This window comes from Vibrio sp. CyArs1 (assembly GCF_022432925.1).
Taxonomy (GTDB): Bacteria; Pseudomonadota; Gammaproteobacteria; order Enterobacterales; family Vibrionaceae; genus Vibrio; species Vibrio mediterranei.
In genome coordinates this window covers 109,712-123,643 of record NZ_JAKRBO010000002.1, presented here as the reverse complement: position 1 = coordinate 123,643, position 13,932 = coordinate 109,712, and the positions used below count along the sequence as shown (strand labels likewise).

Sequence of the window (13,932 nt, the reverse complement as noted above, 5' to 3'; positions counted from 1 at the left end):
CGCTTACTACCTATCTGAAACCTTTGGAGTAATTGTCGTGAACAAATTTCAGAATCTGAATTACGATAAAATGGGTAAAGAACGCATCAAGCGTGAACATGATTTATTAAAGCTGAACTGTGTTAGTGACAGTGAGTTTGAATCAAGAATGGCGGTATGGGACCGCATGGCACTTTCTTCTGCACCACTGGGAGAAGCAAAGAATTTTATTGAAGCGACGTTTAACAAATTGCAAAACGACGTTGTAAACGCAAGCCGTGACTTTCAAGTTAGCTTTAGTGATTTCGAAGCAATGGCAAAAGACGAAATTAACTACATTCGAATCAATGTAGCGGATCAGAAAACACAATTTGTGTGGTATGCCATTATCACTTTAATGGTTGCTGGAACTGTCGCTATCTGTATGTAGCTTCAAGCCACATTAACATCGACCGTTTGCAAAGATATCTCGATATACATCGAGATATCTATTGTGAATAGTTACAAGCATCTCTCATATTACAGAGCGTCAAACTCACGTTTCTTTTCTTCATACCACGCTTTCATTTCCTCAGGATTTTGCATCAGCGCCTGAATCTTATTCATTGCATCAAGGTGTGCTGGCTCTTGTTTCTGATACATTTCCATCCCGTGCTGCTTACTTAACTCAGCAATTTGTTCGAATGTTTCTGCTTCAAACACCACATCGCAAGCCCCACCAAGTTGTCTGCAAGTCATTGATTTCATTTTGTTCCCTCTTCATATAGACAAAGTGCTCATCCTCTTAATGGTAGTGAAAGAATGACGTTTATACAGATGATGAACTTTACTTCCTTGTAAGTGGCATAGCTTAAATTACTCCCTTGTGATGCAAGAACGTCTAATCTGGGAACCAATCCCTTAGCTTTGGAACTTAAGCAATCGTTAGGAACGTCCTTGGTGGTAATACGCTTTATATACTCCACTCATATTTATTACGTTAAGCGCTAACCAGTAAATGATGATCTGCTTTTTGCGGCAAATAGAGTGTAAACTGGCTACCCTCGCCAACTTTCGACTTCACACGGATCTCACCTCCCGTTTGACTCAGAATACTCTGAGATACAGAAAGACCTAATCCAGTACCATCTCGCTTAGTGGTGAAAAATGGATCGAAAATTCGTTTGATATTGGCATCAGAAATGCCGCAACCTTCGTCGATAACATGAATAAGCGAACCGATGCTTTGCCCTGCTTCTACCCAATCTTCTGTTAAGACGGTTAAACGCCCCTTACCTTGCATAGCATGAATGGCATTCATTTGTAGGTTGACTAGTATTTGCAGGAGTTGATGTCTATTCACTTCAACTGGCGTTTTCGCATTAAGGTCTACGATGAATTCCACGTCGCGTTTCTTCGCTCCAGTTCTTACCAAAGTGACGCTTTCATCCACAATTGGATTCACGTGCTGCCATGTTACTTCATCTTGCACACCACCTTGGCGACTGTATTGCAGTAGACTTCGAGTAATGTTTCGAATACGGTCGATTTGAGCCAATATGACATCAATTTCTTCTTCAACGCGAGATACATCGGATCCCAATTCGAAGCGCATAAGCTCAACATTACCCAGAATAACTGCCGTTGGGTTGTTAATCTCATGGGCAATGCCCGCAGTTAGCTCCCCCAAAGCGGCCAGCTTTTCATTGGTAACCAGTTTATTTCGAGTTTGGTTTAACAGCTTGATATGTAACTCAAGTTGCTCCGTTTTCTCTTTTAGGCTAGCGGTACGAGAATGCACTTTACCTTCAAGTTCATGGGCCGCTTCTTGAATCTGCTCATTACGGAATTGTAGTTGATTAAGCATGTTGTCAAACTGCTTAGCGAGTTGACTTAGTTCGTGTTTATCATCCAGCCCTAACTCACCAATGCGTTCTTCATCTTTGCCTAACTGAACCATTTTCACCACACGGTGGATCTGTTCTATGGGTCTAAATAGATCGCGAGCACCACGATAAACAATAAAGCCCGAAACCAATAGCAAGCCAATGATGATGACGCTTACCTCACCAATATTAGTGATATAAGTTTTAATCAATGGCCAAACTAGATATCCAGTGTAAGCAATGCCCACAATGTTATTATCGATATCACGAATAGGCTTATAACCAGCGATGTACCACGTGTCGTAAACGTACGCTTTATCTATCCAACTCTCTCCCTTGATTAACACTGCATTGCTAACCTCTTGGGACACTAAGGTACCAAGTGCTCGTCTACCCGTGTATGACTCATCCATCGGTACATTAGTCGCAATTCGTAAATCGTCCAAGAACAAGGTCACCGTCCCTTGTATATGACGTTCAAGATTGCTCACTGGATAAATAGTGTCACGAATTCGATCCACCAACGCCAAGTTGTTGTTCATCAGGACGCCACCATCCAAATAGCCTAACAGGTGACTGTTGTCGTCAAACACAGCGATGATAGAACGGCTCACCAAAGAGCGCTCCTCAAGCACGTGATTTTCTTGCTGCCAAACTTCTGAGTGTTCCGCCAGTGACGGTTCCATTTCAAAAGCAGCAGATCTCGACAACACATCAAAGAAAGAGCGTTGCTGTGCCATTTTTCGGTATTCTGACTGACTAATTTTGTTGGCCGGCATCCAACGCAAGAAGTCCAGTTGATAACGCTCGCGTTGGGAACTCACCCACACATCAAATTCGTTATTGGTTTGAATATGATTCAAGCGAGTCCGAAATTCATACGATTCAGAGAAGGCTTGGATGTGGTCGAATTGTTCATCTTGCAAGCTATCGATTTTGTCGCCAACGATACTCAAGCGCTCGGATACGTCGATCAGCGCACTCTGCCATGTATAGTGAATAGACCAGTATGCCGTTATACCAAATAGTGCGATTAGGGTGAGGAAAATAGGTGCTGACGTTAAAAACAACAGGCGGTATCGAACCATTGATTTGGTTCTGTAGCGCCATTTACTCCATAGGCGCATCAATTTATTCATCTGCGCAGCCTTCGTCCCACTCTTTGTACTTACGCTCCAACGTCTTTCGTGCAACACCAAGATCTCGCGACGCTGCCGATTTATTGCCGGAATGTGCTTCTACCACTTGTTGAATGTGAGATTTTTCGACATCTTTTAGAGACCATGAATTAGGATAGCCAAACTGGCCATCTTGAATCGTCGAATTCGCGGGCATCGTGGTCAAATCGTTCACAGACATAGTGATAGAAGTGTTAACCGGTGCCCCTTTTAACTCATTAAAGTAGTGAGCTGGCGGTTTATTGAGAACAATGCAGCGTTCTAACAAGTTCTTAAGTTCACGCACATTACCTGGCCAATCGTAATCTTGCATAGAGTGCATATCTTCATGAGCCCATTTTGGTTCTGAAACACCAAGCTCTTTGGCAAGTGATCGAGTAAAGAAAGGTACCAAGTCTGATAAGTCAGCAAGGCGTTCTCTTAACGCCGGCACTTCTATTTTCAAAACATTTAAACGGTAATAAAGATCCTGTCGAAACTTCCCTTGATCGACCTCTTCTTGTAAGTTGCGATTAGTTGCGGCAACGACTCGAACATCAATACTGATCTCTTTTTCTGTACCCACAGGCCTAACCGTTCTCTGCTCCAGTACACGCAGTAGCGATGCCTGCATAGCTAGAGGCATTTCACCTATTTCGTCTAGAAATAATGTTCCACCGCTGGCTACCCGAAAAAGCCCTTCTCGATTCTTTTTAGCACCTGTAAAAGCACCTGCGGCGTGACCAAACAATTCACTTTCCAACAGCTCTGGAGCTAGCGCACCGCAATTTATGGCAACAAACGGCCCTTGGCGTTTACTGGCTGTATGAATACCTCTAGCTACTAACTCTTTGCCCGTTCCCGACTCACCTTCTATCAACACTGACGCTCTAGATGGTGCAAATTGGCCAATGAGTTGTTTTAAGTTCTTGGTCTTTTCAGAAAGACCGATAATTTCTTTACTAACACGTCGGCTAATGTCATGACTCAAAGCGACATTAATTCTTTCAGCCAATCGCTTATCCATACAGCGTTTAACGGCTTGTAGCATTTGGTCTAGGTTGAAGGGCTTTAAGATAAAATCAGACGCTCCTAATTTTAACGCACTGATTGCGACCTCCAAGTCGGCGTAACCAGTCATAAATATCACGTCGGCTTTACGATCTAAGTCGTTAAACGCTTCTTCCCACTCAATACCAGACCTACCAGGTAGGTTAATATCCAGAATAATCAGATCATAGTGATGGTTGATCCTAAGCTGTTCGGCTTCTTCAACACTTCCAGCAGTGTCGACTTGCCCAAACCCTTTACTCAATGCTTTTTTAAGAATGGCTTGCATGCCGACTTCATCATCAACGACAAGTACAGAGAATGCGAGATATGGTGACGTCAATTGGTTGGTAATTTCAGAGGTTTGAAAAAAAGTCATAAATATATGTATTCGTTCCTATTTGAGACAGAGTGTACCAATCTGCTACAAAACATCATGGGTTAAGTTGAGACATTTTGTCCCAGCTCAAACTAATTGTAGTTTAACTGCGAGAAATATTAGCAAAATGTCGCACTTTGCCGCTTTTTTTCTAAGGAAATTATGGCATTGTCTTTGCTTAAGGGTACCACGCGTATAGAAACAGGTACCATAAGCATGACGACGGTACCTAGTGTATGAATCGTGCTGGTGGCATTGTTCTTCACCAAGCTGTCATGCGTTTACGTAGATTAATGATAAAAATAACCAAAATGGACAATACTATGACATTCTCAAGATTAATGGTTTCTGCTGTGTCTCTAGCGGCACTGTCTGCAACGGCTTATGCAGATGGTACAGATACCGACCAATCTCGCATCCGTCTCGCAACGACAACCAGTACCTACCACTCAGGTCTTCTCGACTACCTACTCCCAGAATTTACTACTGATACTGGCTATCAAGTTGATATTATTGCAGCTGGTACGGGTAAATCTCTGAAAATGGGAGAAAATGGTGATGTTGATGTCGTGATGACACACGCTCCTAAAGCGGAACAGAACTTTGTCGATGCCGGCTATGGCATAGAACCGCGTAGCGTAATGTATAACGACTTCGTAATCGTAGGACCAGAGAAAGACAGCGCTGACGTACACGATCAGAAAACCATAGAAGAAGTGTTCTCGCATATCGCTAAAACTAACGCCATTTTTATCTCTCGAGGTGATGACTCTGGTACTCATAAAAAAGAACTGCAAATCTGGAAACAAACCAAGATTGAACCTAACTTCGGCGGCTATCGTTCTGTAGGTCAAGGTATGGGGCCAACACTTAATATGGCCTCAGAAATGCAAGGCTATACAATGACAGACAGAGGGACTTGGCTTGCCTATCAAGCTAAGCTAGACCTTGAAATCTTGTTCCAAGGTGACAAGCAACTCTTCAACCCGTACCAAGTCATTATTGTAAACCCAGAACGTTACCCTACTCTTAATACCAAAGGCGCTCGCGTACTGAGTGATTGGTTGGTATCAGATAAGGGACAATCTATGATCAATAGCTACCGTAAAATGGGCGAACAATTGTTTGTAGCTGATGCGAAGAAAACGAACAGTTAATGAGCATCACTGAAACCACTATGGAGGCGTTAAGCCTCCTATTTAGCCTCGATAAAGACCTATGGCGTATCGTAGCCGTCTCGTTCAGCGTATCTATATCAGCTGTATCACTGGTTGTTTTGCCCGCTATTATTGCCTCATATCTTCTGGCCTACAGTAATTTCCCCGGCAAGTGGTTTCTGCTCTCATTGGTGAACACCATGCAAGCGATACCCACCGTTGTGATTGGCTTGCTTTTGTATATGCTGCTATCACGCTCGGGACCTTTAGGTGACTGGGAAATGCTGTTTACTCAACGAGCCATGATTGTGGGTCAAATACTGATCTGTTTTCCAGTTTTGGTGTCAATGATGCATGGCGCGTTACAAAGCACTGACCGAAGAGCAATGGAAACCTCTGTAACACTAGGTGTATCTCGTTTTAGAACACTTATGACACTCATTTGGGAGTCGCGTTTTCCGTTAATGGCTGCTGTGATTGCAGGTTTTTCTCGAATCGTAACTGAAGTGGGCTGCTCAATGATGGTTGGTGGCAATATCATGGGCCTTACCAGAAATATCCCTACCGCCATTGCTATGGAAAGTCACAAAGGAGCTTTCGCACAAGGCGTCGCCTTAGGAATAGTCCTGTTGGTGTTGGCATTAGTGCTCAACTTTATGCTGTCATCAATGCGTGGTAAAGGCGTTTTAAGAACTTAACTTGCTCAACGTTTTTTGTTTCAAACACTATAATTAATTCAAGACTCTGCTTGAGGGACAATAATGACAATACAGCTTAAGGCAAAGCAGGTTTCCATGCGGTTCAAAGACCGTGTCTTATTCCATATACCATCGTTAACGATCGGACCAAACGAAGCCGTCTACTTAAAAGGCGATAATGGCGTCGGTAAAACTACACTACTAAAGATCTTGGCTGGTTTATTAAAACCTACATCAGGTGAAGTATTTCCAAGTTGCCAAAGCATCATTTCACGCATGTTTGGTAGTTCTGGTCGTAAAGACGTTATCTATCTTCACCAATCCCCTTACCTTTTTGATGGCTCGGTCTATCAAAATGTCGCGTATGGCATTAAGCATAAGCGACTTGAAGCTCATGATAAGCGCGCAGAAGTGATTGCGGCGTTGCGATTAGTCGGGCTTGAAACGCTCGCTGACGAGCATGTATCAGTGTTATCTGGTGGTGAAAAACAGCGAGTTGCTATGGCTCGCGCTTGGGTTCTAAAACCTTCTATTTTGTTGATGGACGAACCAAGCGCTTCCCTTGACCAGGAGTCAATAGAACGTTTGGTTTTCATGGCTGAGGATCTGTTAAAGCACGGTTCTAGTATTGTAGTTACGAGCCATCAATCCAATGCGTTAACTAAGTTGTGTCGAAAACAATGGTGGATAAAAGACTGCACCTTGATAGAATCTCCACTGCTACAAATTATTGATAAAAAACAAACCGATCAAGAGAGTGATTATGTTGCATCCAACTCAGACTAGTTGGGTTATCCTCGCCGGAGGCCAAGCGTCTCGTATGGGCGGAAATGACAAGGGCTTAGTAGAATTTAATGGTAAGCCCTTAATCGAGTATGTTTTACAACGGCTCACCACACAAACTTCATCCATTACCATTAACGCCAACCGCAATGTAGACCAATATGGTCGATATGCTCCCGTTATTAGCGATACGTATAAAGATTATCCGGGACCTCTTGGTGGAATGCACGCTGGCTTAGCCGCTTCGTCAACTGACTGGGTTGGCTTTGTCCCATGTGATAGTCCGTTTATTGATGAACGTATTGTTGAACGTTTTTGTCATGCTGTCGAAGACTCGACCGACATTCTTGTGGCACATGATGGCGATTTTCATCAGCCTGTTTTCACCATGTTTCACAAGCGAGTTCTACCTAAATTGGAAGCATTTTTAGAGCGTGGCGATAGAAAAATCATTTTGTTATACAAAGAGTGCAATACCAAGTACGTTGATTTTTCAGATAATCCCGATTGTTTTGTTAATCTAAATACACCAGAAGAGCTGTCGAAACTATCAGCAACCATTGAGCATTCACAGAAGAGCACTCTATGACCATCAAATCCATTAATAATGTCCCGCTTCTGGGTTTCGCTGCTTATAGCGGTACTGGTAAAACAACATTATTGGAAGCCTTACTTCCAAAACTAACCGATACCGGACTAAGAATTGGTGTGTTAAAGCATGCGCATCATAACTTTGATGTAGATAAACCAGGAAAAGACAGCTATCGCCTTCGTAAAGCTGGTGCGAGCCAAATGTTGATCTCTTCTCGATATCGACATGCATTGATGACGGAAACTCCTGAGGCTGAAGCAAATTTTGAATACTTGTTGACGCGCTTTGATCATCAAGCGCTGGATTTGATTTTAGTTGAAGGTTGCAAGAACATCGCTTTCCCTAAGATTGAGCTCAACCGTAAAGAAGTCGGCAAACCTTGGCTACACCCAAGTGATGAGAATATTATTGCTATCGCTAGTGATAGTGAGTTGGATGTGTCACTACCAACAATGAGCATCAATGATTTAGACGCCATCACAAGGTTCATCCTAAATTATGTTAGCCCAGATACCTCTAGCCCTAAGAAAGAGGCAGCGTGCTGCGATACGCTATCACCCGCTTTCTTATCAGTGAAACAAGGCCAAGAGCAAATTCTTAACGCCGTAAGTGCTTTGTCTGCATCTGAAACTATCCCACTAACCAATGCTTATGGCCGCACGCTAGCAGAGAATATTTCGTCTCCTATTAATGTGCCAGCGTTTACCAACTCAGCAATGGACGGTTATGCCATCATTGGTGCCGATGCTGGACTAAAACAATTCAATGTCGTCGCGAGTGTGATGGCAGGTTATGGCTACGACCAAGAACTTCGCTCTGGTGAGTCAGTACAAATCATGACTGGAGCACCAATGCCAGCTGGTGCTGATACCGTTATAATGCGTGAACAGGCTAACGTTGATGGCGATAGAGTGAGCTTTGGTGATGCCGGTATTAAAACCGGACAGAATGTTCGTCAAGCTGGAGAAGATCTTGCGATCAACCAATCGGTATTTGATACCGGCACATTGTTGCAGGCACCTGAGATGGGCATGATCGCCTCACTTGGACTAGATAGCGTAAAAGTGAATCGTAGCCTAAAAGTCGCGGTATTTTCTACAGGTGATGAAGTTCAAGCCCCTGGAACGCCTCTGCGTGCTCACTCTATTTATGATTCTAATCGTTTTACCATCATGGCGATGTTGCAGAAATTAGGTTGTGAAATTATAGATCTTGGCATTCTTGAAGATGATGAGTCCGTTATGGAGAATGCGATCACTGAAGCGAGTCGCAGCGCGGATTTGGTTATTACCTCAGGTGGTGTCTCTGTCGGTGATGCTGACTTTATTAAGAACGTTCTTGAAAAGCACGGTAACGTTGATTTTTGGCGTATTAATATGCGCCCGGGACGCCCTCTCGCTTTTGGTGACATTAATGGAACACCCTTCTTTGGACTTCCTGGAAATCCAGTCGCCGTAATGGTGTCGTTTATTAACTTTGTTGAACCCGCGATTAAGAAGATGCAAGGTGTTGGACAGTTTGTACCACACAAAGCCGTCGCCATTGCCTCTGAGCCACTGCGCTCTCGTCAGGGAAGAACAGAGTTTAGCCGAGGATTCTACGAGCTTGATGAAGAATCAGGACAATTAATGGTTCGCACGACGGGGAAACAAGGCTCGGGTATTCTACGTTCGATGAGTGAAGCAAACTGCCTAATAGAGATTGCACCACATATCGATACAGTAAAAGCAGGCGAAAGCGTGACAATTATCCCGCTACAAGGCAGAATCTAGCGCTAAATTATCAGCAGGTAGAAAATCATGGCTCGTACCATCATTTACGAATACAAGAATGAAGAGAAAACACTGACGTTTTCTTACCAACAGCATCGCAATATTCATGAGGCTGTCGCTGAAGCAGAGGGCATCGACCTTTCTGATTTCTTAAGAATGGAACAGCAAATCGAAGCCGTTTCGGATACCAAGGCTGTTCGCAATTATCGCGATAATCATTTTAAGAAATTGGGCTTTGGAAAAATAACTCTCATGCCTAAAGAGAACTTCGGAGTCGGCAAAAAGCCGATATAGTTACTGAATTCGATAACCAGGACACCGAGTCGATTGACTCGGTGTTTTTTTATTCACCCGACCAGAAACCAAACGTTTACCATATAAAAATTTTATTGTTGAGTGGAACTAATGGCATGAAATGGTAACTAACTCTATCAGCAGACTCGTAATATTCATTACAACAAAAACAGCGATAGAGCGAATATGATTAAGGTAATTTCTTTAGTAGCAACTTTGATGATTTTAGGTGGGTGCGCCTCGTACAACGAGTTTGCGAGCGAAACTCAACTATACAACCACAATCTAGAAGCTCGTAATTACTGCAAGCAAATAAGTGACTCCAAAGCATACTATCAGTGTTTCGATAAATTTCTATTGAAGTCCCCTACCGTCACACTAAATCAATTCTATACCGCGCAACGTTCATTGGAGAAAGCTAAGAACTCATCGGCGGCTCTTCAACCAACAGTTTAATACCGAGAATGATCAGTACTGCACCGGTCGTACCTTCCATCCAACGAACAAAATTTCCATTGTTAAGAAGTGATTTAGCGGAATTAAGCATGCCCGATAGTCCACATTGCCACACCATAGCGATAACAAAGTGAATCGCGGCCATTAACAATGATTGCAAAAATGGCGAGTACTCTGGGTTAATAAACTGAGGTAAAAACGCTAAGTAGAATACGGCCGTTTTTGGGTTCAACACATTAGACAAGAATCCTTCTCTTAGTGAACGCGAAGCTGCTACGGTATTCACCTCTCCTTTCTCTAGTGCTATGGCCTGATTTGATTTTAACGCTCGTAAACTTGAGATACCCAACCAAATTAGATAAGCAGCCCCCAATGTCTTTACTAATGCAAACAATTCCGCTGACTGCGTAAGTATCACTGATATACCTAGAGCTGAGAATGTTGCGTGAACAAATAGTCCCAAGCAAATGCCAAAACTGGTCATTGCACCATCATTGAACCCACCTCTAGAAGTGTTACGAATTACCAACGCCGTATCGAGTCCCGGTGTTAGCGTAAGAATAGTAATAGCAATAAGGAAGGCTTCAAGATTAAGAATATGCATAACGTCCACTGTCATCTTTCTAAAACATCAGAGTTCGAATTCTGAGGTAACTCCAGTTAAAAATCCATGGTTAATTTGGATTTCCTCTCCAGATTTTATCGGCCACTTTCCGTAACTCCTTGTTAGTGTTAAGTTAGGACAATCGTTCACGCAAAAGGTCATAAGACATGGAAAACTACAACAAACTGGTTGAACACTATAAAACAATTTCTAATTTCAGCCATTTATCCGCTATATGTGGTTGGGATGCAGCGGCAATGATGCCATCTGGAGGCAACCAAGCTCGCTCAGAAGCGATGGCTCAACTGTCACTTCATATCCATCAACTATCGACCGCGCCGCAGCTAGCAGAATGGTTCGAACAAGCTCAGAGTGATGAACTCGACCCTTCACAACGAGCCAGCTTAGGGGAAATGAAACGACAATGGCAGCTTACCACTGTCGTTCCAGAAGAATTAGTGAAAGCAAAGTCTCTTGCTGGATCCAAGTGCGAACACGCTTGGCGTACACAGCGTGGTGACAATGATTGGGATGGCTTTTGTAAAAACTTCGAAGAGGTAGTGAAACTATCGCAAGAAGAGGCCCAAATTAGAGCGGAACAATCAGGCTTAACTCCTTATGATGCGATGCTGGATATCTATGAACCGGGGGTAAACTCACAGCAACTCGATTCAATCTTTGGTGACTTGGTATCTTGGTTGCCAGAATTAACTCAACAGGTCATTGAAAAGCAAAAAACAGAGTCGGTTTATACCACTGAAGAGTCATACAGTACCAAAGATCAAAATGCGCTTGGATTGGAAGTGATGAAACTTCTTCAGTTCGACTTTGACCATGGTCGTCTGGATATCAGTTCGCATCCTTTCTGTGGTGGTGTGCCTCAAGATGTCAGGATCACAACACGCTACGATGAATCTGACTTTGTTCAATCTTTAATGGGAATTGTCCACGAAACCGGTCATGCTCGTTATGAGCAAGGCTTACCAAAACAGTGGGCAGGACTACCAGTTGGCCAAGCACGTTCAATGGGTATTCATGAATCTCAATCTTTGTTCTTCGAAATGCAATTAGGCAGAAGCCAACCTTTTATCGCCAACTTAGCGCCACTGGCTCAAAAACACTTCTCAACTAATGACGCGAAAGTATTCGAAGCAAACAATCTACAGAAAATCTATACCCGAGTGCAACCAGGGTATATTCGCGTTGATGCGGATGAGCTTACTTACCCTGCCCATGTCATTCTTCGTTATGAGATCGAACGAGATTTGATGAATGGTAAGATCTCCTATAAGGATATTCCTGAACTGTGGAATCTGAAGATGCAGCAGTACCTCGGTCTTTCCACACAAGGTAACTTTAAAGACGGTTGCATGCAGGACATTCACTGGACAGATGGTGCCTTTGGTTATTTCCCTTCTTACACTTTAGGGGCAATGTATGCAGCGCAGTTTATGGCGGCGATGAGAAAAGAGGTGGATGTGGACAACGCAATCTCTTCATTAGAATTGGCTCCGATCTTTGGTTGGTTAAGTGACAATATTTGGAGTCAGGCAAGTACACTTGCTACTGGAGAGTTGGTTAAACAAGCGACCGGCTCAGAACTTAACACTCAATTCTTTAGAACACATTTAGAAAAACGTTACTTATAGTTTCGGTCATGACTCGCGAAGTTAGACGACTTGGCGAGTCAACACTTTCCAGTCTGTGGCGCAAAGTGATAAGTAATTCAACGGTAACCGTTTTAACATTGCCTATTAATAGTTAGTCAATAAAGGCAATAGAAATGAAACTGTCCACACTATCGGTATTATTAATTCCGAGCTTGTTCATCGCTACAAGTGTGCAAGCGAACTCCTCAGAAGGTCCTAAGCTAATTTACTCCGCACACATTGATAAAACGTGTGGTGTACAAGTTGACAGCGAGGCGACCGGCACCTTAGGTTTTGGAAACCAAGTTCCTGAAGATGGTGCAACGTTTAAAGTTATTTCTAATCATAATGAAAATCATATGAACCCAAAGCTCCAAGTCACTCACTTCGAGGCTGACGATGACAAAATTACAGCACAAAATACTACGTTGGAAATTGATGGGACTGCACACAAAGTAGAAGACTTACAGAACGCTCCTGTCGAAGTTCAAGTCGGTGAGAACACAGCTCACGGTTACACAAGTGTTGGAGAATTTGAGTTTGAGGAAAATGGAGATAAAACGGCAACGGTAACCTATACCATTACCTGTACGCATGACATTGTGAAGGTTCAAGGTTAAATCTCGACACAACATATAATAATTCGGGGGAGACCTATTCTATCCCCCGCTATTACTTCTGCTGATAATTATCTCTTTGAGTCGTATTCAATCACTGAAATAACCGCGCCACATGGATCCTCTATCACCGCTATCTTACCGACACGCTCAATAGTCGTCACTGGAACCAATACTAAACCACCGACTAATTCTGTTTTGTTCACAATAGCTTCAACTTCGTCAACGGTTACGTAAGTGCGCCAATGTGCTCGAATATCCTTATCATCGACAGTAAGTATGCCAGCAAAAGGTTCCGTAGCGTTATCACTTGTAACCAGTGCGTAGCGACTACCATTTCGACCCGGTACCTCTTTTAACTTCCAACCAAGCATTGATTCATAGAACCGGCATGCTTGTTCAAAATCCGGAGTTATCAACTCTGACCAACTAAATAATCCATGGTCTTCAAACGGTTTATCCACTTACATACCTTCCACTTTTGACAGCCATTTTTCTCTCTTTATTAGGCAAATATCCATGATTAAACGAGCAATTTCCTCTGAACTTTGGTCTGGGTTTTGCTCATGCAGTGCTCTCCAAGCGACGTCGATAGCGCAGTTAATAACATCGCACGCTTCACCTACAACACCATCACTTCCACCTTTTTCAGTAGGAGTGATGCCATCTTTAATCTGTAGTTCTACTGATAGCTCGCCGACTTCTTCTGCAAGTTTTTGTAAAAAGAACGGATAGGTTCTGTGTGGTTTTTCGGTGCCAAGTTCCTCGGATACCTTAACGAGTTGTTCAAACATTCAATTTTCCCCTATTCAATCGCCTTAGCACCTTAAAGATGGGAGTATTCTTAGTCGTTTTTAACATCATTAAAAAAGCGACCAAT

The 13,932-nt window shown here is 43.1% G+C and carries 15 protein-coding genes; 9 read left to right on the top strand and 6 right to left on the bottom strand.

Annotated features, from left to right (window positions below; all coding sequences use genetic code 11):
- Positions 1-70: 70 nt before the first annotated feature.
- A complete protein-coding gene (locus tag MMA19_RS07240; RefSeq protein WP_038222382.1) occupies positions 71-409 on the top strand; it encodes a hypothetical protein in 339 nt (112 codons plus the stop codon).
- Positions 410-498: 89 nt separating this feature from the next.
- Here MMA19_RS07240 and MMA19_RS07235 read toward each other — a convergent pair whose 3' ends face one another.
- The 3 genes from MMA19_RS07235 to MMA19_RS07225 form a co-directional block, all read right to left on the bottom strand.
- Positions 499-726: a DUF1059 domain-containing protein gene (locus tag MMA19_RS07235; RefSeq protein ID WP_240205886.1), complete on the bottom strand. Its 228-nt coding sequence runs from the start codon at positions 724-726 to the stop codon at positions 499-501.
- Positions 727-958: 232 nt separating this feature from the next.
- A complete protein-coding gene (locus tag MMA19_RS07230) occupies positions 959-2,983 on the bottom strand; it encodes a HAMP domain-containing sensor histidine kinase (RefSeq protein WP_236110645.1) in 2,025 nt (674 codons plus the stop codon).
- Positions 2,976-4,430 carry a sigma-54 dependent transcriptional regulator gene (locus MMA19_RS07225; protein WP_240205885.1) on the bottom strand — a complete coding sequence of 485 codons (1,455 nt, stop codon included), beginning with the start codon at positions 4,428-4,430 and terminating at the stop codon, positions 2,976-2,978. Before MMA19_RS07225 ends, MMA19_RS07230 begins: the two co-directional genes overlap by 8 nt.
- Positions 4,431-4,753: 323 nt before the next feature.
- Here MMA19_RS07225 and MMA19_RS07220 point away from each other — a divergent pair, with 323 nt between their 5' ends.
- The 6 genes from MMA19_RS07220 to MMA19_RS07195 all read left to right on the top strand — a co-directional run bounded on the left by MMA19_RS07220 (position 4,754) and on the right by MMA19_RS07195 (position 9,726).
- On the top strand, positions 4,754-5,587 hold the full coding sequence (locus MMA19_RS07220; RefSeq protein WP_253251069.1) for a substrate-binding domain-containing protein: 834 nt from the start codon (positions 4,754-4,756) through the stop codon (positions 5,585-5,587).
- Complete coding sequence (locus tag MMA19_RS07215; RefSeq protein WP_006071480.1) at positions 5,587-6,285, top strand: ABC transporter permease; 699 nt, start codon at positions 5,587-5,589, stop codon at positions 6,283-6,285. Before MMA19_RS07220 ends, MMA19_RS07215 begins: the two co-directional genes overlap by 1 nt.
- Before the next feature lie 63 nt (positions 6,286-6,348).
- Complete coding sequence (locus MMA19_RS07210) at positions 6,349-7,071, top strand: energy-coupling factor ABC transporter ATP-binding protein (protein WP_038222367.1); 723 nt, start codon at positions 6,349-6,351, stop codon at positions 7,069-7,071.
- Positions 7,049-7,657, top strand: a complete 609-nt coding sequence (mobA, locus tag MMA19_RS07205; RefSeq protein ID WP_240205884.1) for a molybdenum cofactor guanylyltransferase MobA — start codon at positions 7,049-7,051, stop codon at positions 7,655-7,657. The genes MMA19_RS07210 and mobA overlap by 23 nt, the downstream gene beginning before the upstream one ends.
- Before the next feature lie 2 nt (positions 7,658-7,659).
- Positions 7,660-9,432, top strand: coding sequence for a bifunctional molybdopterin-guanine dinucleotide biosynthesis adaptor protein MobB/molybdopterin molybdotransferase MoeA (locus MMA19_RS07200; RefSeq protein ID WP_240206168.1), 1,773 nt, complete (start codon positions 7,660-7,662; stop codon positions 9,430-9,432).
- A 27-nt stretch (positions 9,433-9,459) separates the two neighbouring features.
- Positions 9,460-9,726 carry a DUF2960 domain-containing protein gene (locus MMA19_RS07195; protein ID WP_038230574.1) on the top strand — a complete coding sequence of 89 codons (267 nt, stop codon included), beginning with the start codon at positions 9,460-9,462 and terminating at the stop codon, positions 9,724-9,726.
- Positions 9,727-10,144: 418 nt separating this feature from the next.
- On the opposite strand, the gene MMA19_RS07190 is transcribed toward MMA19_RS07195, so the two are convergent.
- Positions 10,145-10,786, bottom strand: coding sequence for a LysE family translocator (locus MMA19_RS07190; RefSeq protein WP_240205883.1), 642 nt, complete (start codon positions 10,784-10,786; stop codon positions 10,145-10,147).
- Between the two features lie 167 nt (positions 10,787-10,953).
- Here MMA19_RS07190 and MMA19_RS07185 point away from each other — a divergent pair, with 167 nt between their 5' ends.
- Together MMA19_RS07185 and MMA19_RS07180 are read left to right on the top strand one after the other, a co-directional pair.
- Complete coding sequence (locus MMA19_RS07185; protein ID WP_240205882.1) at positions 10,954-12,435, top strand: carboxypeptidase M32; 1,482 nt, start codon at positions 10,954-10,956, stop codon at positions 12,433-12,435.
- Positions 12,436-12,569: 134 nt separating this feature from the next.
- Positions 12,570-13,055 (top strand): hypothetical protein, encoded by a 486-nt coding sequence (locus MMA19_RS07180; protein ID WP_038230580.1) that lies wholly within the window; start codon positions 12,570-12,572, stop codon positions 13,053-13,055.
- Between the two features lie 68 nt (positions 13,056-13,123).
- Here the strand turns inward: MMA19_RS07180 and MMA19_RS07175 are convergent, their stop codons facing one another.
- Together MMA19_RS07175 and MMA19_RS07170 are read right to left on the bottom strand one after the other, a co-directional pair.
- Positions 13,124-13,516 carry a VOC family protein gene (locus MMA19_RS07175; RefSeq protein ID WP_031497077.1) on the bottom strand — a complete coding sequence of 131 codons (393 nt, stop codon included), beginning with the start codon at positions 13,514-13,516 and terminating at the stop codon, positions 13,124-13,126.
- The gene (locus MMA19_RS07170) at positions 13,517-13,846 is read right to left on the bottom strand and encodes a hypothetical protein (protein WP_124941155.1); all 330 of its coding nucleotides are present in this window, start codon (positions 13,844-13,846) and stop codon (positions 13,517-13,519) included. It lies immediately after the preceding gene.
- Positions 13,847-13,932: the final 86 nt, after the last annotated feature.